Here is an 18,949-nt window from a genome sequence, read left to right as displayed (position 1 = left end):
GGCGCGTGTCGCGTCAGCCGAGGACGCGCCGGGCCAGCAGGCCCAGCGCGCGGGTGATCCGTTCGCGGGACAGGCCCGCGGTGTGGCGCTGGTGGCGGTACAGCTCCGGGTCGAGCGGGCCGAGCAGCACGTCGACGAGCGCGTCCGGGTCCGGGGTGTCCGCCGCCGCGAGCAGGGCGCGCACGTGGGCGCGCCAGAACCCGTAGGCGCCGGTGGCGAACCGCTGCTGCCCCGTCTCCGCGCCCAGCGCCAGCGGAAGGTGGCGTTCCAGCAGGTCGACGGCTGCGGTGTAGAAGGCGGCCAGCCGTTCGGCGGGCGGCGCGCCGGGGCCGAGCGGCGGCGGGCCGTGCAGCATCGCCCCCTGGAGGCGGCGCTCGTGCTCGTCGAGGAGTGCCACCGCGACGGCGGCGGGGGTGGGGAAGCGCCGGTAGAGGGTGGCCCGGCCCACCCCGGCGGCCTCGGCGATCTGGGCCATGGTGACCGTGCGCGGGTCGACCTCGGCGAACAACTGCTCGGCGGCGGCCAGGATCCGCGCGCGGTTGCGCGCCGCGTCGGCCCGCTCCCTGCCGCGTGTCCCGGCGGCGCCCGGTGACCCCCGCGTGCCGTGGCCCCGGCCCGGACCGGTCGGCGCGGCGCCGTCCGGGATCGGACTCGCCTCCAGAAGATCCAGGAAGACCGGTCGGCCGTGCTCGTCGCCGTCGTTCATGAACCTCATCCTACAAACCATCCAACACTAAGTGGACATGTTGACCGCTTACCAGGTGGCAGCTTAGATTAAACGGACACAATGTCCATTTAGTGTGTCCGGGAGAGTCATGTACACCGCTCTTCTCGCTGTGGCGCTGCTGATCGGCTGCCTGCTGGCCGTTCAGGCCTCGGCGAACCTCCAACTCAACAAAGCGGTCGGTACGCCCTACGGCGCGTCGACGATCCAACTGGCGCTCGCGACCGGACTGCTCGCCGTCCTCGCCCTGGCCGTCGGCGCCCTGGGCGCGCTGGGCCGCCTGCCCGAGGCGACGGGCTGGCACCTCCTCGGCGGCCTGGCCAGCCCCTTCTACATCACCTGCGGAATCCTGCTGTTCCCGCGCCTGGGCGCGGTGGCCTCCGTCGGACTGTTCGTCGCGGGGCAGATGTTCGCCTCCCTCGGCCTCGACCTGCTCGGGCTGCTGGGCGTGGAACGCAGACCGCTCGACGCGGGGATGGTGATCGGAGCCGTCGCGGTCCTGGTCGGAATCGTCGTCATCATCCAGGGCCAGAAGCGCGCCGCGGCCACAGCCGTACCCGCGCCCGCGCCCGCGGCCGCGGCGGTCGGCGACCGGGGGGCGGGCGGCTCTCCCGCCCCGCCCCCCGCGCCCGCGCCCGGCGGCGGGGCGCCCTCCGGGGTGGGCCGCGTCGGCTGGATCCTGCTGGGCATCCTGGCGGGCGCGGTGCTGCCGGTGCAGGGAGCGGTCAACGCCCGCCTGCGCGGCGAACTCGGCGAGCCGCTCGCCGTCGCCCTGGTCAGCTTCACCGTGGCCACTGCCACGATCGTGGCCGTGCTGCTGGTGCTGTACACGACCGGACGCACCCCGCGCCCCCGACTGGCGCCGCTGCGGAGCATGCCGTGGTGGGGATGGCTCGGCGCCGCCTGCGCCGCCGGATACGTGACCGGCACGTTCCTGGCGATCCCCGTCATCGGCGCCGCCGTCACGATCGCCCTCACCGTGACCGGCCAGCAGCTCACCTCCGCCGCCATCGACCACTACGGCCTGTTCCGGATGCCCAGGCGCCCGATGAACGTCCCCCGCGTCACCGGTCTGGTCCTGCTGCTCGCGGGCTCCCTGGCGATCCAACTGCTCTGACCCCAACGGAGGAACGATGAGAGAGCCCTACCTGGCGGGCCCGGACATCCACGCCCTGCCCTCGGAACTGCCCATCCCCGACCTCGGCCTGCAACCGGTGAACGCGTTCCTGCTCCGCGGCGGCGAACCGGTGCTGATCGACGCCGGAATGCCCGTCGACCGGGAGGACTTCGAAGCGACGCTGTGGCCGCTGATCGACCCGGAGGACCTGCGCTGGGTGATCGTCACCCACGACGACCGGGATCACACCGGAAGCCTCATGCGGATTCTCGAAGCCGCGCCCCGGGCCACCCTGGTCACCAACGCCATCTCGCTGACCCGGCTGTCGGAGGAGTTCCGGATTCCGCCGGACCGCGTCGTGACGGTGAACCCGGGGGGCCGCCTGCGCGCGGGCGACCGGGAGTTCAGCTTCCTCCGGCCGCCGACCTTCGACTCGCCGGGCACCCTCGCCGTCTTCGAGCACACCGACGCCACTCTCTTCAGCTCCGACAGCTTCGGCACCGTCGTCCCGGGGATCGGAAACCGTCTGGAGGACCTGCCGGAGAAGGAGTTCTTCGAGGGCTTCGCCGTGCTCAACCGGGCCATCGCCCCGTGGACGCGGCTGGTCGACCCCGACCGGTTCCTCCGCGTCCTCGCCGAGGTGCGCGACCTGCGGGCGGCCCGGCTGCTGAGCGCGCACGGCCCCGCGGTGGAGGGCCGTGTGGACGCCCTGGTCGACGCCATGGCGGAGATCCCCTCGCTGCCGCAGTGGCTGCCCGGAGCCGACCTCGACCTCGAAGCCGCACTCGACGCCCACGAGACGAACCGCTGACCCGACACATCCCGACGGAGGATCCCACCATGCCCGCAGCACAGCTCACCCCGCCCCCGGGCGTCATCGTCGTCTTCTCCGACATCTGGTGCTCGTTCGCGCACATCGGCGTCCACCGCCTGCACGAGGCCCGGGCCCGCCTCGGGTTGGAGGAGCGGGTGAGTTTCGACCACCGCGCCTTCCCGCTGGAACTGCTCAACGACGCCCCCAGCCCGCGCCCGGGAACCGACAGCGAGGTCGGTCGGATGGCGGCGCTGGAACCCGAGGCCGGCTGGCAGCTGTGGCAGGCCAAGGACTGGCTCTACCCCTCGACGACGCTGCCCGCCCTGGAGGCCGTCCAGGCGGCCAAGGAACAGGGCACGCGCGCCTCCGAACAGCTCGACCTCGCCCTGCGGCGGGCCTTCTGGGCGGAGTCGCGCTGCATCAGCCACCGCAAGGTCATCCTCGACGCCGCGGAGGCCACCGGGGCGGTCGACGTGGACCGCCTCGCCGAGGCGCTGGACGACGGCAGGGCCCGGCGGGCGCTGTCGGAGCAGGCCGCGATCGCGCGGACCGACCGGGTCGTGTGCAGCCCGCACCTGTTCCTCCCCGACGGTACCGACCACGCCAACCCCGGGATCGACGTCGGCTGGCAGGGGTCCTACGGCATCGGCTGGCCGGTGATCCGCTCCGACAACCCCAAGGCCTACGAGGAACTCGTGCTGCGCGCCGCGGCCTGAGGCGGTCCGGGCGCCTGAGGCGTCCGTGGGGGGAGTCCAGGGGCGCGGGAGGCCGTGCGGCAGCCGGGGCGGTCGGCCCGCCCGCACACGGCCTCCCGGCGGGCGGGCCGTGACAGGACCGTCCGCGTGGGCACCGCCGGGGTCGGGCGGGGCCGGCCCGCACCGCGCGGAAAGGCGGCCGTGGGCCGAACCGCCGCAGCCCCTCCACGCCGCTGACCGGAAAATCCGTTCACCCAAAAAATAACAACTGAACTTCTGAAGGCATTCCGGTGGACCGGAATGCCTATTCGTGCTTCCCTCGGAATTTGGGTGGCCGAATGTGGCCAGCAAATGTTTCCTCTATGCAAAGTCGGTATTGCGGGTTAATCTCTGGCTCGGGCAATATCTGACATGTCCGCCATGTCGAATTGTTCGTAACTGACGCCGAGATGCTCTGTTCCGCCCCTTCTGTCACCTCGCGGAATATGAGTTTCCCCTGTCCAGAAAGGACTTCAAATGCCCGGAGCCCATGCCGAGAACAACCCCGTTCCGTTCACGCCGAACGGCATCGGTGGAAACTCCGACAACGTCGACGTCTCCGCGTTTGCCGACCTGACCCAGCACGAGATCCAGGCGCTGAAGACCCGCTTCAACCTCGCCGACGCGCACACGCACCAGCGTCAGTCCGGCAGCCAGGACAAAATCGTCTCCAGGCTCCCCGAGTTGTGGTACGAATCCGAGAACAACCAGCAGGCGTTCTTCGAGAAGCGCTTTCTCGACGCCTTCTTCCGCCTGCACCGGCAGCCGACCGCGCGCACCATGGACCGGACCCTGCTCTCCTACTCGGCCAGCGTGTCCACCATGGTCGCCGGCATGTACCTCAAGCAGCACGAGATGTCGGTCTCGCTGATCGAGCCGTGCTTCGACAACCTCGTCGACCTGCTACGCAACATGAAGGTCCCGCTGTCCCCGCTGCCGGAGGAGACCCTGGCGGAGCCCGGGCAGATATACCAGCGGCTCAAGGAACAGGTGGAAACCGACGCGATCTACCTCGTCGACCCCAACAACCCGACCGGTTTCACCCTGCTGCCGCACGGCCTGGACGGATTCGCGGAAGTCGTGCGGTTCTGCGTCGACCACGACAAACTCCTCATGATCGACTTCTGCTTCGCCTCTTTCGCGCTGTGCGACAGCAGAATCGGACGTGTCGACGTCTACGAACTCCTGGAGGAGTCCGGCGTCACCTACATGGTGATCGAGGACACCGGAAAAACCTGGCCGATCCAGGACGCCAAATGCGCGATGCTCACCGCGAGCAGGAATATCCACAACGAGGTCTACAACCTGCACACCAGTGTGCTGCTCAACGTCTCGCCATTCGTCCTCAACATGGTCACCCAATATGTCGAGGACTCGATCCAGGACGGTTTCGCCTCGGTGCGCGAAGTCATCACCCAGAACAACGATGAGGCGCGAAGCGCCCTGGACGGCGCCGTCCTGGAATACCAGAAACCGGTGGTGGGGACCAGCGTCGCCTGGTTCCGGATCAAATCGGAGGAACTGACCGCGTCGCAGTTGCAGGAGGACCTCTTCAAGGAGGAGATCTACGTCCTGCCCGGCACCTACTTCTACTGGAACAGCCCGGCCCTGGGGGAGCGGTTCGTCCGACTGGCCCTGGCGCGCGAGCCCCGGACCTTCGCCGCGGCCATGGAACGCATGAGCGGGATGCTGACGCGCTATGAGCGGTGACGTCTTCGTCGACGCCGCGCTGTTCATGGGCATGCACAGCCGCGACGCCGAACTCCGCAACGCCTGCAAGCGCTTCTTCGCCGACCGGATCGACGGCCGCGTGGTGATGAGCCTGGAACAGGTCGGACGCTGCGACGACCTGGTCTGGGGCTACCCGCGGGAGGTGCAGGACGCCTACTACCCGTTCATGGACCGCCTGCACACCGACATGGAGATCCACCGCGTCGGCTACGACGAGAAGGACGTGCGCGCCGCCTGGGACGACCCCCGGCTGCACGGCCTCCCGGCGCACGAGCGGCTGGCGGTGGCCCAGGCGCTCAACCGCGGCGGCAGGCTCCACACCGCCAGCCCCAGGCTCGCCGCGCGCACGGACCTCCCCGTCGAGGCGGTCGGCCCGCTCGCCTGGGAACCCTCCTTCCCCGACCACCTGGAGCGCCACTACCGGGACTCCCTCGTCCTGACCGTGGTCGCCGACCAGTTGTGAGGAGCAGCGAAGTGTACTCCGGAACCATCGTCCCCCTGGTCACCCCCTTCGACCCCACCGGCGCCGTCTCCAAGAGGGACGTCGTCAGCCTCATCGAGTACGTCCACGCCGACGTCACCGCGCTGATGCCGACGCTCAGCTCCGGCGAGGGCTGGAGACTCACCGAGCGGCAGTGGCACGACATGGTGTCCTACACCGTGGCCAACTCCCACGGGCTGCCCGTGCTGGTCGGAATCCAACTCCCCGACACCGAGGGGGTCCTGCGGCGGGCACGCCTCGCCAGGGCCATGGGCGCCGACGCGGTGGTGGTGACCACCCCCTTCCGCATGGACATCACCCAGGAGGAGATCTACCAGCACTACCGGACCCTGCGGGAAGGCGTCGACCTCCCGATCTTCCTCTACAACGAGGAGGCGGTCTCCGGAAACCGCATCGAGTACGAGACCATGCTGCGCCTGTGCGAACTGCCCGGCGTGGTCGGCGTCAAGGAGTCCAGCGGCTCCCCCGAGTTCACCCGGAAGCTCGCCGCCGCCGGAACCGGCGTCCCGGTCTTCGAGGGGTGGGAGAACCTGCTGCTCGCCTCCGCCGGGATCGACGGCTTCGTCGGCCCGCTGGCCAACCTCGAACCGGGACTGTGCAACGCCATGCTGGTCGACCCCACCCCCGATCGCCAGGAGGTGATCAACGCGGTGTGCGAGAACTACGGCGTCTTCGAGGACGACTGGTACGCGCGGGTCAAACAGGAACTCGGTCGGCGCGGGGTCATCACCCCCCAACCCTCCCTGGAGCAGGCATGACCACATCCACCACCCGGGACACCGACGCGCGGCACCGCAGCGCGGACATCGACCAGAAGAAGCTGTACCGGCACTACCGCTCGGTGCCCGACACCGAGGACTACGCGCGGATGCTGGAACTGGAGCGGAACTGGATCATCCCCCGCGTCCAGGAGTTCGAGAGCCGCGCCCCCCACTTCGCCACCCGCGGCGACCTGCTCAAGGCGCTGCGGGAGCGGCACGCCGCGGAGGAGGCGGAGATCGGGGAGTCCGAGAGCCACCGCTTCCTCGCCGAGGAAGCCACCATGGAGCAGTTCAAGAAGGTGGTGGCCGAGTTCGCCGTGGACGGGCTCACCGAGTCGCAGTCGCTGCTGCCGATCGTGCCCCGCCTGCCCTACCGGTCCGGTATGGCCGTGTTCCGGGTGCTCATCGACGAACTCGGCTGCGGCAACGAGCAGCAGGCGCACTCCCAGCTCTACCGGGACCTGCTGACCGAACTCGGCATGTCCACCGACCTGGAGCACTACGTCGAGGAGGCCGGGCCGGAGAGCCTCGCCTACGTCAACCTCTTCTACTGGCTGACCAGTCGGGCGCCCGCGCCCGACTACTTCCTGGGCGCCTACGCCTACTTCGAGGCCAGCGTGCTCTACGGCTTCCGCGGCTTCGCGCGGGCCGCGGAACGCCTGGGCATCCACAAGCACGCCTACTACACCGAGCACCTCTACATCGACAGCTACCACAGCCAGCAGATGCGGATCGCGATCCGCGCGATGGACGAGGAGGTCGGACTGGACACGGCCAAGGTGTGGGCCGGAGTGGAGATCACCAGCGCGATCGTCGACGAGGCCAACGAGGCGGCGATCGCCCGGGCGCGCGGGGTCACGGCCCCATGAGCGGGCAGGCCGACGGCCCCGTGGTGCGGCAGGTCACCGAGGACCTGGTGCTCATCGAGGTGGCCGGGCGCAGGATCCTGGCGGAGGCGCACTGCCCGCACCGCCGCGGACTGCTGAGGTTCGGCCACGTGGACGGCCGGACGCTGCGCATCAGGTGTCCGCTGCACCAGTCCACCTTCGACATCCGGGACGGTCGACGTCTGGCGGGGCCCCGCTGCGATCCGCTGCGGATCGTGGTCGACCTGTCGGAGGCCGACGCGGAGAAGACCGGAGCGGACGCCGCGGTGGTGCCCGTCGGGCAGAAAGGACGACCATGACCACGTCCCAGGACGGGACGCTCGGCTCCGGGGCGCGCACCGCGCCCCGGAGCGGGGTCGACGGGATCGAGACGATCCCCGACCACGAGCGCACCGGACGTCCCTCCGACTTCGCCTGGATCTGGCCCGCCGCCCAGTTCTCCCTGGGCACGGTGGTCCTCGGCGCGCTGCCGATCTCCTTCGGACTGGGCTGGTGGTCGGCTGTCACGTCGATCGTCGTCGGGGTGGCGGTGGGCACCGCGGTCCTCGCCCCCCTCGTCCGGGTCGGTCTGCGCACCGGCATGAACGACCCCATGTCCAGCGGAGCCCACTTCGGGCTGCGCGGCCGGGCGATCAGCAACCTCATCACCGTCGTGGTGGCGCTCGGCTTCTTCGCGATCACCGTCTGGGTCGGCGGCACCGCGGTCATGGTCGCGGGTGAGCGCCTGCTGGGCACCCCCACCGGAAGCGGAGCGCTCACGGCGGCCATGGCCCTCGCCGCCCTGGTGGTGGCGCTGGTCGCGGTCCGAGGCCACGACGCCCTGGTCAACACCTACAAGGTGACCGCGATCCTCGGCGGAGCGGTGCTCGCGGCACTGGTCCTCGTCCTCGCCCCCGGATTCGACCCCGGATACGCGGGCGGGGAGTACGCGCTCGGCGACCACACGCGGACCTGGCTGCTGGCGGCCACGGCGTCGTCGGCCGTGCCGATGTCGTACGCCACCTTCCAGGGCGACTACAGCCGGTACATGTCGGCCCGAGGCGACCTGCGGGCCGTCGTCTGGACCGGCGGCGGCATGTTCCTCAGCTGCCTGGTCGCGCTGCTCGTCGGCGCGTACGTGACCACCTTCTTCCCCGACCCGGTGACCCCGTGGCTCCAGGGGCTCACCGACGCGGTGCCCGGGTGGTTCGCCGCGGTGGTCATCCTGTTCGGGTTCGTCGGCACCCTGCCGCAGGGAGCCCTGTGCCTGTACGCGGCGGGGCTGTCGGCCAACGCGGTGTTCTGGCGGGTTCCCCGGACGCGGGTGACGGCGGTGGTGGCGGTGGCGGCCGCGACACTGCTCTACCTGGGGGCCGTGGTCTACGACGCGATGGACTCGATGGCGGCGTTCGTCACGCTGGTGCTGACGGTGGTGGCCCCCTGGGCCGCCGTCATGCTCGTGGGCTTCGCCGCCCATCGGGGACGGTACGCGGTGCACGAACTGCGCTCCGGCAACGGCGCCGGGGACAGCCGGTACTGGTACCGCAACGGGGTGAACCCGCGCGCGGTCGCCGCCTTCGCGGTCGGCAGCGTCTGCGGGATTCTGTGGGTCAACAACTCGATGTACGTCGGACCGCTCGCCGTGATGACCGGAGGAGTGGACCTCAGCGTGCCGGTGGCCTTCGCGGTCGCCGCGGCGCTGTACGCGGCGCTGTGCCGCCGGTGGCCCGAGACGTACTCGGGGCCTCCGATCGGGTGACGGGCTCCCGGAAGGCGATCCCGTAGCCGGGGCCGCGGGTCCTCGTGCCCGCGGCCCCGGCGTCTGCGCGGGTCGTCCGCCGAACAGGTCGGGGCGGTAGTGGCGGACCCGGGCGAGCAGCGGGTCGGTGGGGGCCTCGGGGCCCACCGCGGCGAAGGGGACGGCGACCAGGCGTTTTCCGGTGTCGGGGGCGTCGGCCGGTTCGGGGCCTCGGGCGGGACGACGCGCTCGCCCCGCCCGGTGCCCCCGGGAGCGCGTGACCGCGGCCCCGCCGGCCGCTCCCGTGCCGCTCGGCGCCCCGGTCACCCGGCCCCCGACCGCCGGAGTCGCCCCCGCCCCGCAGGCGGTGAAACGGATTCCCAACGGCGGCGGTGCGGAGGGATACGATGACTCGGTCGAGGCGACCGCCCTGCCCGCCACGGAAGCGGCGGCCACCAGGAGGGCGTGGCGGCGTTCGGGGAACGACGCGCCCCTTCCGCTTCCGGGCGGGCAGGGCGCCGCCCGTGCCGACCGGCCGGGTGGCACGGCGTCGACGCCGACGCAGGCGGGGCAACGATCCGGATACGGACCATGTGATGGCTAAGGCAACAACAGGCAGGCGGCAGAGCCGCACCCGGGGGCAGACGGGCAACGACCGGCGCGCCCAGATCATCGAGGTCGCCACCGCGCTGTTCCGCGAGAAGGGCTACCACGTCACGTCGCTGGACGACATCGCGGACCGCATCGGGTTCACGAAGCCGGCCATCTACTACTACTTCAAGAGCAAGGAAGACGTACTGTTCGCGATCGTGAACGGGATCGTGGACGAGGCGCTCGAACGGTTCCACGCCATCGCCGAGGGACCGGGCAGCCCCGGGGAACGCGTCCACGCCCTCCTCGTCGAGCACACCCGGACGATCCTGCGGAACCTCGACGCCAACACGGTCTTCTACAACGAGCGCGGCCTGCTCTCGCCCGAGCGGGAGAAGGAGATGCGCAAACGGGAGCGCGAGTACACCGAGGTCATGCAGCGCCTCTACGCCGAGGGCGTGGCCAACGGAGAACTGCTGGACGTCGATCCGGCGGTCGCCACGGCCACCCTGCTGGGCGCCTCGATCTGGTCCTACCGCTGGTTCGATCCGGAGGGCAGGCTGTCGGCCGACGAGGTGGCCGAGCAGATCGCGAAGCTGCTGCTCAACGGCTACCGCAGGTGAGCCGTTCCCCTGGACCGCCCCGCCCACCGGCTGATCATCCGCTTCCGCCCGCACCGGCGCCGGAGGCGGACACCGTCCCGTAGGCTCGGTGCCGGTGCCACAGGAGCGGGCGGAAGCGGATGATCAGGCTCGACCGGCTGGTGAACGTCCTCGGGCGGTTCGGAGTGCGGCTGTACTGCGAACCGGGGGCGCGCGACACGGAACTGCGCAGCGTGGTGACGCACGACCCGACCGACCCCCGCCGGGTCGGCGGCGACGTCTTCCTGGCGGTGGGCGTCGCGACCGAGGCGCGGGCGGTCGACCTGGCGGTGGCCGCGAACGCCGTGGTCGCGCTGGTGCGCGCGGCCCCTCCCCTCGACGCCGACGCCCTCGACCGCGCGCGGCGCGACGGGCTCGCGGTGGCCGCCGTCGACCCCGCGGTGTCGTGGAGCCAGTTGGCCGCGGTCGCCTACGGACTGGTGCTGGAGGGCCGGGAGACGGAGGCGGGGCGCGGCCCCACGGACCTGTTCGCGCTCGCCGACACCATCGCCGGGACGGTCGGCGGCCCGGTGACCGTGGAGGACGTACTGTCGCGGGTGCTGGCCTACTCCAGCCTCCAGGAGCACGCCGACCGGGCGCGGACGCGGACCATCCTGGGACGGCGGGTTCCCGGGCAGGTGCGTGCCGCGCTCGCCGAACGCGGAGTGTTCGCCCACCTGACGGCGTCCGACCGGCCGCTGTTCGTGCCGCCGCTGCGCGAGCACGGACTCAACGGGCGCGTCGTGGTCGCCGTGCGCGCGGGACGCGAACTGCTCGGATCGATCTGGGTCGACGCCGACGCGCCGCTGCCGCCGTCGCGGGCGGCGGCCCTGGAGAGCGGCGCCCGAACGGCGGCGCTGCACCTGCTGCGCGCCCGCGCCAGCGCCGACCTGGAACGCCAGGTCGAGTCCGACGGCGTGATCCGGCTGCTGGAGGGCGGAGCCGACGCGCTGGTGACCGCCCAGCTCGGCCTGCCGTCCGGCCCGTTCAGGGTTGTCGCGCTGCAGGCGCACGTCGGCGACGACCAGCACGCCGCGGCACTGCTCACCTTCGAACACGTCACCACCGGGTTCGGGTGGGCGCGGCCGGGACGCAGCGCGCTGTTCGGCACCACCGTCTACACGGTCCTGCCGGGCGGTGGGACGGCCGACCGGGCCCGCGACTGGGTGGCGGGGGTGGTCGCCGACACCCCGGGCGACGTGGTGGTGCACGCCGGAATCGGTGGCGCCGTCGGACTCGACCGGCTCCCGCAGAGCCGCCAGGAGGCCGACGAGAGCCTGGCCCTGCACGCCGCTCGCCCCCGTTCCGAGCACGCCGTCGTCTACGACGAGTCCTGGGACGAGATCCTGCTGGAACGGCTGCGCAGGGCGGCGGCCTCCGGGCGCGTGCCCGCCGCGAACCCGGTCGCCGCACTCGCCCGCCACGACCGCGAGAACGGAACCCGCTACGTCGAGACGCTGCGCGCCTGGTTCGACGCGCTGGGGGACCACCGGGCCGCCGCCGACCTGCTGGGCGTGCACCCCAACACCGTCCGCTACCGGATGCGGCGCATGGCCGAGGCGGTGCACGTCGACCTGGACAGCCCGCGTACCCGGCTCGCCCTGGCCATCGCGCTGGCGGCGGAGGCGGACGGCTGACCCGTTGTCCGGAGCGAACAGGCCTGACGGGTCGATTTGTCCGGAGCGAACAGACCACCGGGCGCCGTTTTTCGCCATGCTCAAGGGCAGAGGGACTGGAGACCGGCGGCTTTCGGGAGTGGTGATGGGCGAGGCGCGTAGCGGCGGCGCACCGCGCACGGCGGTGGTGGTCGGGGCCGGAGTGGTCGGCCTGTCCACCGCCTGGTTTCTGCAGGAGCGGGGCGTCGAGGTGACCGTGGTGGACCGCGACGACGTGGCGGCGGGGGCGTCGTGGGGCAACGCCGGGTGGATCTCGCCCGGACTGTCGATCCCGCTGCCCGAACCCGCGGTCCTGCGTTACGGGCTGCGGTCGCTGCTGGACCGCGACGCCCCCCTGTACGTTCCGGTGCGCGTCGACGTGGGGCTGTGGTCCTTCCTGCTGCGGTTCGCCGCGCACTGCACCATGCGGTCCTGGCGGCGCGCGATGCGGGGGTTCGTTCCGATCAACTCCCGCTGCCTGGACGCCTACGACCGGCTCACCGAGGGCGGGGTCGCCGCCCCGACGGTCCAGGCCCCGATCACGGCGGCGTTCGAGAGACGCGCGCAGGCCGAGGACCTGCGGCGGGAGTTGGCGCTCATCCGCTCCTCCGGCCAGGACATCGGCTTCGCCGAACTGACCGGTGAGGAGCTGCGGGAGCGGATGCCGCAGGTCTCCCCGCGCGTGGAGTTCGGCATCCGGCTGGACGGGCAGCGCTACGTGGACCCGGGCGGGTTCACGCGGTCGCTGGCGCAGTCGGTGGAGAAGCGGGGCGGAACCGTCCGCGGAGCCTTCACCGCGACCGACGTCCGGCCCGCGGGCGGCGCGGTCGCCGTCCGGTCGAAGGAGGGGGAGACCGTCCGGGCCGACGCCGCGGTGCTGGCGGCCGGGTCCTGGGTGGGCGGGCTCGGCCGGAGACTGGGAGTGCGCACGCGGGTCCAGGCGGGACGCGGGTACTCCTTCACCGTGCCCACCGAGCAACCCGTGCCGGGGCCGCTGTACCTGCCCGCCGTCCGGGTGGCCTGCACCCCCTACCAGGGGAGGCTGCGTGTCGCGGGCACCATGGAGTTCCGCGGCCCCGACGACCCGCTGGACCGGGGCCGGATCGAGGCGATCGTCTCCTCCGCGCGGCCCCTGCTCGACGGGGTCGCCTGGGAGGAGCGCACCGACGAGTGGGTGGGGCCGCGCCCGGTGACCCCCGACGGGCTCCCCCTGATCGGGGCGACGAAGGCGCCGGGCGTCTATGTCGCGGGCGGACACGGCATGTGGGGGCTGACCCTCGGCCCGGTCACCGGGCGCCTGCTCGCCGAGCAGATCACCACCGGAACGCGGCCCGCGGAACTGGCCGCGTTCGACCCGCTGCGCTGAGGCCACGGCTCCCGGCTCGGCCCGGCTCCTTCGGCGGCGGTGTGCCGGAGGGGCTTCCCGGCATGGGCTTTCGGGCGGCCTCCGCCTCAGGGGCTGTGTGGCCTCAGCCCCGTGGGGGTGGGGTTGCAAGACCCCCTGAGGTGGGGGCCACCTGGATTCCCCCTCCTGGGCTGGGGAAGCCTGTGGTGCACGGCATCTCCGCAGTGCGGGGAGGTGGGGCGCGGGTGGGTCGGTGCCGGGGGCGCCTCCCCACTCCTGCGCCAGCCCACCCCCTCCGGCGGGGCGGCCGTCGGCGGTTTCGGTCCGGCAGTTTTCCGGGTCACCGTGGTGACGTTTTCACGGTGCACCCACGGGAACCGGAGACGCACGACACCGATCCGGGAGGAGACCGCGATGCGCAGTTCCGGCGTTGACGGAGCCGCGAGCACGGAGCAGGCCCCCGACCACCGGGCGACACGACTGCTGTCCCTCTCCTTCCGCACGTTCGTGTTCTGGGGGGCCGGGGTCGCCGCGCTCATCCTCGCCGTCGGCTACCAGGTGGGGGCGCTCGTCCGACTGGTCCCGTTCCTCGTCTTCCTTCCCGCGGTCGTCGCGGGCGTGGGCGCGGTCTGGCAGACCGCGGCCGTCTCGGTGTGGATCCTCCTCGTGGCGGCCGTGACGTTCACCCTTCGGGGCGGAATCGACGTGACCGACGCCTACTCACTGCTTCTCGCCGCGGCGTTCGGCGCGCTGAGCACCGCGGCGTGCTGGTACCGCATCCGCCACGGCGAGGAGACGGCCCGGCGGCGCTCCCACGAGGACGAGGTCCGCCGCCTGCGGTCGACCGTCGCGGAACTGCAGCGGCGTATCCTCCGTCCGCTGCCCGCCCGCGCGGGCGGTGTCGTCGTGGACGGTCGCTACCGGCCGGTGGAGGAGGACAGGATGGTCGGCGGCGACGTCTACGAGGTGGTGGACTCCCCGCACGGGGTCCGGGTGCTGATCGCCGACGTCCAGGGCAAGGGCCTGCCCGCCATCGGCACCGCCTTCTCCGTCCTCGGGGCCTTCCGCAGTACCGCCTACCGGACGAAGGACATCCGCGAACTGGTGGACGCCATGGAGGACGCGGTCGTGCAGTACAACTTCCACGCCCAGCAGATCGAGGAACCCGAGCGCTTCGTCACCGCGCTCATCCTCGACATCGACGAGCAGGCCAAGGTGTGTGCCGTCAACTGCGGACACATCCCGCCCTACCTGGTGAGGCCGGGTCGGACCGGTCCGGTCGCCCTGTCCGAGCCCGGCGCGCCCCTGGGGCTCGGCGGGCTCGTCCCGGAACCCCGTGCCCTCGGGGAGTTCGCCCTGCCGCCCGACGGGGCCCTGCTGCTGTGCACCGACGGCGTCACCGAGGCGCGCGACCGCGGCGGCGCCTTCTATCCCCTGGAGGAGCGCCTGCGCGGCTGGGAGGACGTGCCCTCGGAGCGGGTCATCGAGACGCTCGCCGCCGACCTGCGCCGCTTCACCGGTGACCACTTCCGGGACGACGTCACCGCGCTGACCCTGTACAGGGAGGGGGCCACGGCGGTGGGAGGGCGGCAGCCGGTCGGCTGAGGCGCGGGAGCCCGGTCAGCGGTCGTGGGAGGGGTCCACGCCGTGCCGTCGGCTGTGGCGGGCGACGCGGACGCGGGTGCCGCAGGCGGGAGAGCACCAGGCGCGCCTGGGATGGCTGCGCAGGTAGAAGAGGATGCACCCGGGGGCCGGGCAGGCGCGCAGGAGGGCGCGGTCGGGGCCGGTCAGCAACTCCACGGCGGTCCGGGCGACGCGGGCGCGCAGGACGGTGGCCGGGTCGGCGGAGGAGGAGCGGCGCAGCGGCGGCCCGTCGGCGGAGGGCGGCAGTTCGATCCAGTCCACGCAGGCACGGGCGGCGGAGTTCACGGCGGTCACGTCGGCGGCGGTGGGGGACTCGCCGTCGACGGTCGCGCGCAGCAGGCGGCGCAGTGCCTCGCGCAGTTCGAGGAAGGCCGCGAGCGCCGCCGGACCATCCGGACCGTCGAGTGCCGGGTACGGCTCGACCAGGTCCAGCGGGCCGCGGTGGTCGGCGATCCACTCGTCCAGGTCGGCCGGGGTGCGCAGTACGTCGATGAGCTGCCCGCGCAGCCCTCCCCTGATGAAGGTGGTGTTGACCAGGTCCAGCGCGGGATGCTCCCCGCGGACCGGCATGTCCTTCACGGATGCGGAGACGTCCATCTACTAACGGTATCTGCTCTTGCTTGCGGTTAGGAAATCTGGCAGACTCCTCCAAGGCATTTGCTAACGGATGAGGATATATACATCCGTTAGTTCGTCTCTCCGTCGATCGGATCACCTGAGATGACCCACCCCCCGACCGTGTCGAAGCGGCCCGCCACCCCGTTCGCCCGTCTCGCGGGCCGCGCCCCCGCGTCACCGGGGCCGCGCGTCCTGCTCCTGGCCACCGCCACCAGCGTCACCGCGCTGCTCGTCCTGGCGCTCCTCGCGGTACTGCTGGACGTGCCGCTGCTCATCCCGCCGCTCGCGGCGAGCATGGCCCTCGTCGCCGGAGCGCCCGCGCTCCCGCTGGCGCAGCCCCGCAGTGTCGTCGGGGGACAGTTGCTGTCGGCCCTGACCGGTTTCGCCGTGCTCGCCGTACTCGGTCCGGGGCTCTGGAGCGCCGCGGTCGCGGGCGGACTCGCGCTGGGCGTCATGGCGCTGGCCCGCACCCCGCACTCCCCGGCCGCCGCCACCGCCGTCATCGTCGCCGTCGACGCGCCTCCGCTTGTGTCGTTCACCGCGCTGCTGGCCCTGGCCACCACGGTGCTCGTGCTGGTCGGCATGGTCGGCGCCCGACTCTCCGGTCGTCCCTACCCCGTCTACTGGTGGTAGGGACGGCCCGGCCGGGGCCGGGCCGCCGCGGCCTCAGCGGATGCCCGCCGAAGACATCGGGACGACCGGTGGGTTGTGCCTGGAGCGCTCGACACCGCCGCGGGCGACGGGGCCCGCCCCCGGCGTCTCGACGACCTCGGCGACCGTGAACTCCACGGCGCGCCGCGTCTGCGGAACCTCGACGTCCCACAGGAGGCGCGCGGTGCCGGTGAGGTGCAGCAGGTCCCCCGTCTCCCAGTCGGGCACGAGCAGTCCGGCGCCGGGGTTGACCGCCAGGTTGCCCAGGGTCATGAGCATGGCGTTGCCGACGTAGTCGGGCCAGACGAGTCGGTCGGGGGCGAGCGGCCGCAGGAAGCCGGGGTCGCCGCCCCGGTGGCTCGCGTCGGCGTTTCCCGCGTCGTCGGACGTGGCGACGTAGAAGGTGTCGGCCCGGGCGAGGAGGGCGCGCTGGCGCGTGTCGAGGCCGGTGCTGCGCCGCGGTTCGCCCGCGCTTCCGCAGGCGGGCGCCTCGGGGGTGCGCCGCTGGATGTACTTGGGGCAGTTGGCGTAGACCTGGTCGGCCGTGATCCGCAGGCCGCCGTCGACCGGACGCGCGGTGCCGTTGAGCCGCATGCGTCTGCGGGTGGCCGGATCGACGGCCACCGTGCCGACCTTCGTCTCGCCCCCGGTGAGGGTTTCGGCCAGTGGGTCGTCGGCACGCGGCACCGCGGCGACCTCCAGGGTCCGCTCGTCGGGGACCCGCAGGAAGCCGGGCGGTCCGGTCAGCGCCGAGCACCACACGCGGCCGCGCCCGTCGGCCGCGCCCACCACGAGCATCGGCCGGTCGGTCAGGAACCGGGCGGCCACCTCCGGGATCGTCCGGGCGACCGCCCGGGCGGAGTGGTCCGCCCGGGCGGTCAGGCCGGCCCGCTCCTGCACCGCGCGCTCCCCCCGGTGATAGGAGAACATGTCCCGATCGTCCTTTCTGCGGTGGAGGACGGGGCGCCCCGCCGGGGCGCCCCGCGGACGGCTAGAAGAAGCCGCAGGTGGGAGCGGCGGTGACGGGGACCCTGGCGGATTCCGCACCGGTGGGCGCGTAGATCTCCAGCCGGATGCCGTCGGGGTCGTGGAAGAAGACGCCCCCGGAGGAGGCCCCCTCACCGTGCGGGACGACGCCGTCATAGGCGAAGTCGGCGGACAACTCCCGCAGTCGCGCCTCGGCGGCGCGCACCTCCTCCATGGAGTCGACCTGGAACGACAGGTGGTGCAGCCCCGCCGTGCCCCCGTCGAACGGGGTGCCGCCCTGCGGCCACAGGGTCAGGACGAGTCGGCCGTCGCGGCCGAGGAAGGCGAACTCCCGCCCCGGCTCCGTGCTCCTGTCCACCACCTCGAAGCCGAAGACGCGCACGTAGAAGTCGACCGAGCGGCTGATGTCGGTGACGTTCAGCCCCACGTGACCCGTCCGCAGGTTCGACGGCGCCATGGCACACCTCAACTCTCCGGGGCGAAACCCCTTCGATCTAACTGGCAAAAATGACTTTAGAGGTTAGGTGTTCGATTGGCAACCACTAAAATATGTTTGGAGGGTTAGATCAGGGGGGTCGCCGCCCGAGGAGCTGCGCACGGTCGGCGGGATAGGCTGCGAACAGCGATCTCCCGTCCCGGCAAGGAGAGTCGATGGCCGCATCGAGCACGACGCCAGCGCGACCGCTCGTCGGGGAACCGGTCGCCCTCGACCTGCTCAACACCCGGTGGATCGCGGGCTCCGCAGACCGTGACCTGCTCGAGACCCTCGACGGACTGCGGCGGTGGCTCGACGACGTCGACCTGACCGGGCGGTGCCCCGCCGACCTCCCCACGCTCGCCAACCTCGTGCACACCCGCGAGATCCTGGATCGACTGGTCGACACCCCGGGCAACCCCGAGGCGGCCGAGGCGCTCAACGCCGTGCTCGCCCACGGCCTGGTACGCCGGTCGCTGCGCTCGGGCGGACCCGAGGAGACGGTGGAGTTCGACCACCCCTCGTGGGCGGCCGCGTGGACCGCCGCCGACAACTACCTGACCCTCCTGGCGGAGCACCCCGACCGCATCCGACGCTGCGCCAACCCCGCGTGCGTCCTGCGCTTCCTCGACACGTCCAAGAACGGCACCCGGCGCTGGTGCTCCATGGCGACGTGCGGCAACCGCGCCAAGGCCGCCCGGCACCACGCCCGCGCACGGGGCGGCCGAGCGGTCCGAACGGCAGTGCCGGGAGGCCGGGACAGGGGGAACGGCGAGGTACTCCGGGAGACGGGTCGCCCCTGAACCGTCCTCGCGAAAGTCGGTGGCCGAACCGGGGGAGGGGCCGCGGCGCGCAGTTCCGGTGCTGACGGAGTCGCGGGTGCGCAAACAGGCACGCGGCCGGGCCGGAGGGTCAGGTCACGGGCAGCGCGGTGGCGAGGGCGACCACGCCCACCGAGGTCACCAGGCTGGTGACGGCCATGACCCGGGCGAGGACCGGATACCCCCGGGAACTGGCCGCGCCGTGCAGCGCGGCGGCGAGCATCACCACGGCGAACAGCGCCAGCTTGGCGGCCAGGATCCGGCCGTAGCCGGGGACCAGCAGCGACTCCCAGGTCACCCCCCGACGCCAGGCCAGGGCGATGCCGGTGCCGATCTGCACCGGAAGGAAGAACGCCACCGTGAGCAGGCCGAAACGCCTGCCGATCGCGGTCAGCACCGAACCCCGGCGTTCGGCGTCCAGGCCGCGCCGGGCCAGCGGAAGCACCACCAGCGACACGGTGAGCTGCCCGCCCACCCACAGCGCGGCCCCCAGAACGTGCAGGAACCGCACCACCGTCCAGATCGTCAGCATCG

The 18,949-nt window shown here is 72.2% G+C and carries 20 protein-coding genes; 15 read left to right on the top strand and 5 right to left on the bottom strand.

Annotated elements, in window-relative coordinates:
• Positions 1–13 precede the first annotated feature (13 nt).
• Positions 14–706: a TetR/AcrR family transcriptional regulator gene (locus NI17_RS17455; protein ID WP_119268167.1), complete on the bottom strand. Its 693-nt coding sequence runs from the start codon at positions 704–706 to the stop codon at positions 14–16.
• A gap of 109 nt (positions 707–815) precedes the next feature.
• On the opposite strand from NI17_RS17455, the gene NI17_RS17450 reads away from it, so the two are divergent.
• The 13 genes from NI17_RS17450 (at position 816) to NI17_RS17390 (ending at position 14,824) form a co-directional block, all read left to right on the top strand.
• Positions 816–1,841, top strand: coding sequence for a DMT family transporter (locus tag NI17_RS17450; RefSeq protein ID WP_243597536.1), 1,026 nt, complete (start codon positions 816–818; stop codon positions 1,839–1,841).
• Between the two features lie 16 nt (positions 1,842–1,857).
• Positions 1,858–2,652: an oxygen-binding di-iron domain-containing protein gene (locus NI17_RS17445; protein ID WP_068688065.1), complete on the top strand. Its 795-nt coding sequence runs from the start codon at positions 1,858–1,860 to the stop codon at positions 2,650–2,652.
• Between the two features lie 29 nt (positions 2,653–2,681).
• On the top strand, positions 2,682–3,371 hold the full coding sequence (locus NI17_RS17440) for a DsbA family oxidoreductase (protein ID WP_068688066.1): 690 nt from the start codon (positions 2,682–2,684) through the stop codon (positions 3,369–3,371).
• A gap of 495 nt (positions 3,372–3,866) precedes the next feature.
• Positions 3,867–5,099, top strand: a complete 1,233-nt coding sequence (locus NI17_RS17435) for an aminotransferase class I/II-fold pyridoxal phosphate-dependent enzyme (protein WP_084012392.1) — start codon at positions 3,867–3,869, stop codon at positions 5,097–5,099.
• Complete coding sequence (locus tag NI17_RS17430) at positions 5,089–5,583, top strand: DUF6190 family protein (RefSeq protein ID WP_068688067.1); 495 nt, start codon at positions 5,089–5,091, stop codon at positions 5,581–5,583. The genes NI17_RS17435 and NI17_RS17430 overlap by 11 nt, the downstream gene beginning before the upstream one ends.
• A gap of 11 nt (positions 5,584–5,594) precedes the next feature.
• The gene (locus tag NI17_RS17425; protein WP_068688068.1) at positions 5,595–6,380 is read left to right on the top strand and encodes a dihydrodipicolinate synthase family protein; all 786 of its coding nucleotides are present in this window, start codon (positions 5,595–5,597) and stop codon (positions 6,378–6,380) included.
• A complete protein-coding gene (locus NI17_RS17420; RefSeq protein ID WP_068688069.1) occupies positions 6,377–7,252 on the top strand; it encodes an iron-containing redox enzyme family protein in 876 nt (291 codons plus the stop codon). The genes NI17_RS17425 and NI17_RS17420 overlap by 4 nt, the downstream gene beginning before the upstream one ends.
• Complete coding sequence (locus NI17_RS17415) at positions 7,249–7,569, top strand: Rieske (2Fe-2S) protein (protein WP_068688070.1); 321 nt, start codon at positions 7,249–7,251, stop codon at positions 7,567–7,569. Before NI17_RS17420 ends, NI17_RS17415 begins: the two co-directional genes overlap by 4 nt.
• A complete protein-coding gene (locus tag NI17_RS17410) occupies positions 7,566–9,008 on the top strand; it encodes a purine-cytosine permease family protein (RefSeq protein WP_068688071.1) in 1,443 nt (480 codons plus the stop codon). Before NI17_RS17415 ends, NI17_RS17410 begins: the two co-directional genes overlap by 4 nt.
• Positions 9,009–9,583: 575 nt before the next feature.
• Complete coding sequence (locus tag NI17_RS17405) at positions 9,584–10,201, top strand: TetR/AcrR family transcriptional regulator (protein WP_068688072.1); 618 nt, start codon at positions 9,584–9,586, stop codon at positions 10,199–10,201.
• A gap of 119 nt (positions 10,202–10,320) precedes the next feature.
• The gene (locus NI17_RS17400; RefSeq protein WP_068688073.1) at positions 10,321–11,856 is read left to right on the top strand and encodes a PucR family transcriptional regulator; all 1,536 of its coding nucleotides are present in this window, start codon (positions 10,321–10,323) and stop codon (positions 11,854–11,856) included.
• A 124-nt stretch (positions 11,857–11,980) separates the two neighbouring features.
• The gene (locus tag NI17_RS17395; protein ID WP_068688420.1) at positions 11,981–13,240 is read left to right on the top strand and encodes an NAD(P)/FAD-dependent oxidoreductase; all 1,260 of its coding nucleotides are present in this window, start codon (positions 11,981–11,983) and stop codon (positions 13,238–13,240) included.
• Positions 13,241–13,633: 393 nt separating this feature from the next.
• Positions 13,634–14,824, top strand: coding sequence for a PP2C family protein-serine/threonine phosphatase (locus NI17_RS17390; protein WP_068688074.1), 1,191 nt, complete (start codon positions 13,634–13,636; stop codon positions 14,822–14,824).
• Positions 14,825–14,839: 15 nt separating this feature from the next.
• Here the strand turns inward: NI17_RS17390 and NI17_RS17385 are convergent, their stop codons facing one another.
• Positions 14,840–15,460: a CGNR zinc finger domain-containing protein gene (locus NI17_RS17385; RefSeq protein ID WP_084012393.1), complete on the bottom strand. Its 621-nt coding sequence runs from the start codon at positions 15,458–15,460 to the stop codon at positions 14,840–14,842.
• Positions 15,461–15,583: 123 nt separating this feature from the next.
• Between NI17_RS17385 and NI17_RS17380 the strand changes: the two genes are divergently transcribed.
• Positions 15,584–16,114, top strand: coding sequence for an HPP family protein (locus NI17_RS17380; protein WP_068688075.1), 531 nt, complete (start codon positions 15,584–15,586; stop codon positions 16,112–16,114).
• Between the two features lie 33 nt (positions 16,115–16,147).
• Here the strand turns inward: NI17_RS17380 and NI17_RS17375 are convergent, their stop codons facing one another.
• Together NI17_RS17375 and NI17_RS17370 are read right to left on the bottom strand one after the other, a co-directional pair.
• Positions 16,148–17,062 (bottom strand): pyridoxamine 5'-phosphate oxidase family protein, encoded by a 915-nt coding sequence (locus NI17_RS17375; RefSeq protein WP_068688076.1) that lies wholly within the window; start codon positions 17,060–17,062, stop codon positions 16,148–16,150.
• A 61-nt stretch (positions 17,063–17,123) separates the two neighbouring features.
• Positions 17,124–17,576 carry a VOC family protein gene (locus tag NI17_RS17370; RefSeq protein WP_068688077.1) on the bottom strand — a complete coding sequence of 151 codons (453 nt, stop codon included), beginning with the start codon at positions 17,574–17,576 and terminating at the stop codon, positions 17,124–17,126.
• Positions 17,577–17,770: 194 nt separating this feature from the next.
• Here NI17_RS17370 and NI17_RS17365 point away from each other — a divergent pair, with 194 nt between their 5' ends.
• On the top strand, positions 17,771–18,397 hold the full coding sequence (locus NI17_RS17365; RefSeq protein ID WP_068688078.1) for a CGNR zinc finger domain-containing protein: 627 nt from the start codon (positions 17,771–17,773) through the stop codon (positions 18,395–18,397).
• 109 nt (positions 18,398–18,506) lie between these two features.
• Here the strand turns inward: NI17_RS17365 and NI17_RS17360 are convergent, their stop codons facing one another.
• Positions 18,507–18,947 carry a hypothetical protein gene (locus tag NI17_RS17360; protein ID WP_068688079.1) on the bottom strand — a complete coding sequence of 147 codons (441 nt, stop codon included), beginning with the start codon at positions 18,945–18,947 and terminating at the stop codon, positions 18,507–18,509.
• Between the last annotated feature and the right edge of the window lie 2 nt (positions 18,948–18,949).

Source organism: Thermobifida halotolerans, assembly GCF_003574835.2.
Taxonomy (GTDB): domain Bacteria; phylum Actinomycetota; class Actinomycetes; order Streptosporangiales; family Streptosporangiaceae; genus Thermobifida; species Thermobifida halotolerans.
Note: the sequence above shows the minus strand (reverse complement) of the source record. Positions and strands in the feature narration are given on the sequence as shown.

Bases quoted from the DNA above. Each gene is read 5' to 3' on its own strand.
- NI17_RS17455 (WP_119268167.1), bottom strand. From the start codon at position 706: ATGAACGACGGCGACGAGCACGGCCGACCGGTCTTCCTGGATCTTCTG.
- NI17_RS17450 (WP_243597536.1), top strand. From the start codon at position 816: ATGTACACCGCTCTTCTCGCTGTGGCGCTGCTGATCGGCTGCCTGCTG.
- NI17_RS17445 (WP_068688065.1), top strand. From the start codon at position 1,858: ATGAGAGAGCCCTACCTGGCGGGCCCGGACATCCACGCCCTGCCCTCG.
- NI17_RS17440 (WP_068688066.1), top strand. From the start codon at position 2,682: ATGCCCGCAGCACAGCTCACCCCGCCCCCGGGCGTCATCGTCGTCTTC.
- NI17_RS17435 (WP_084012392.1), top strand. From the start codon at position 3,867: ATGCCCGGAGCCCATGCCGAGAACAACCCCGTTCCGTTCACGCCGAAC.
- NI17_RS17430 (WP_068688067.1), top strand. From the start codon at position 5,089: ATGAGCGGTGACGTCTTCGTCGACGCCGCGCTGTTCATGGGCATGCAC.
- NI17_RS17420 (WP_068688069.1), top strand. From the start codon at position 6,377: ATGACCACATCCACCACCCGGGACACCGACGCGCGGCACCGCAGCGCG.
- NI17_RS17415 (WP_068688070.1), top strand. From the start codon at position 7,249: ATGAGCGGGCAGGCCGACGGCCCCGTGGTGCGGCAGGTCACCGAGGAC.
- NI17_RS17410 (WP_068688071.1), top strand. From the start codon at position 7,566: ATGACCACGTCCCAGGACGGGACGCTCGGCTCCGGGGCGCGCACCGCG.
- NI17_RS17405 (WP_068688072.1), top strand. From the start codon at position 9,584: ATGGCTAAGGCAACAACAGGCAGGCGGCAGAGCCGCACCCGGGGGCAG.
- NI17_RS17400 (WP_068688073.1), top strand. From the start codon at position 10,321: ATGATCAGGCTCGACCGGCTGGTGAACGTCCTCGGGCGGTTCGGAGTG.
- NI17_RS17395 (WP_068688420.1), top strand. From the start codon at position 11,981: ATGGGCGAGGCGCGTAGCGGCGGCGCACCGCGCACGGCGGTGGTGGTC.
- NI17_RS17390 (WP_068688074.1), top strand. From the start codon at position 13,634: ATGCGCAGTTCCGGCGTTGACGGAGCCGCGAGCACGGAGCAGGCCCCC.
- NI17_RS17385 (WP_084012393.1), bottom strand. From the start codon at position 15,460: ATGGACGTCTCCGCATCCGTGAAGGACATGCCGGTCCGCGGGGAGCAT.
- NI17_RS17380 (WP_068688075.1), top strand. From the start codon at position 15,584: ATGACCCACCCCCCGACCGTGTCGAAGCGGCCCGCCACCCCGTTCGCC.
- NI17_RS17375 (WP_068688076.1), bottom strand. From the start codon at position 17,062: ATGTTCTCCTATCACCGGGGGGAGCGCGCGGTGCAGGAGCGGGCCGGC.
- NI17_RS17370 (WP_068688077.1), bottom strand. From the start codon at position 17,576: ATGGCGCCGTCGAACCTGCGGACGGGTCACGTGGGGCTGAACGTCACC.
- NI17_RS17365 (WP_068688078.1), top strand. From the start codon at position 17,771: ATGGCCGCATCGAGCACGACGCCAGCGCGACCGCTCGTCGGGGAACCG.
- NI17_RS17360 (WP_068688079.1), bottom strand. From the start codon at position 18,947: ATGCTGACGATCTGGACGGTGGTGCGGTTCCTGCACGTTCTGGGGGCC.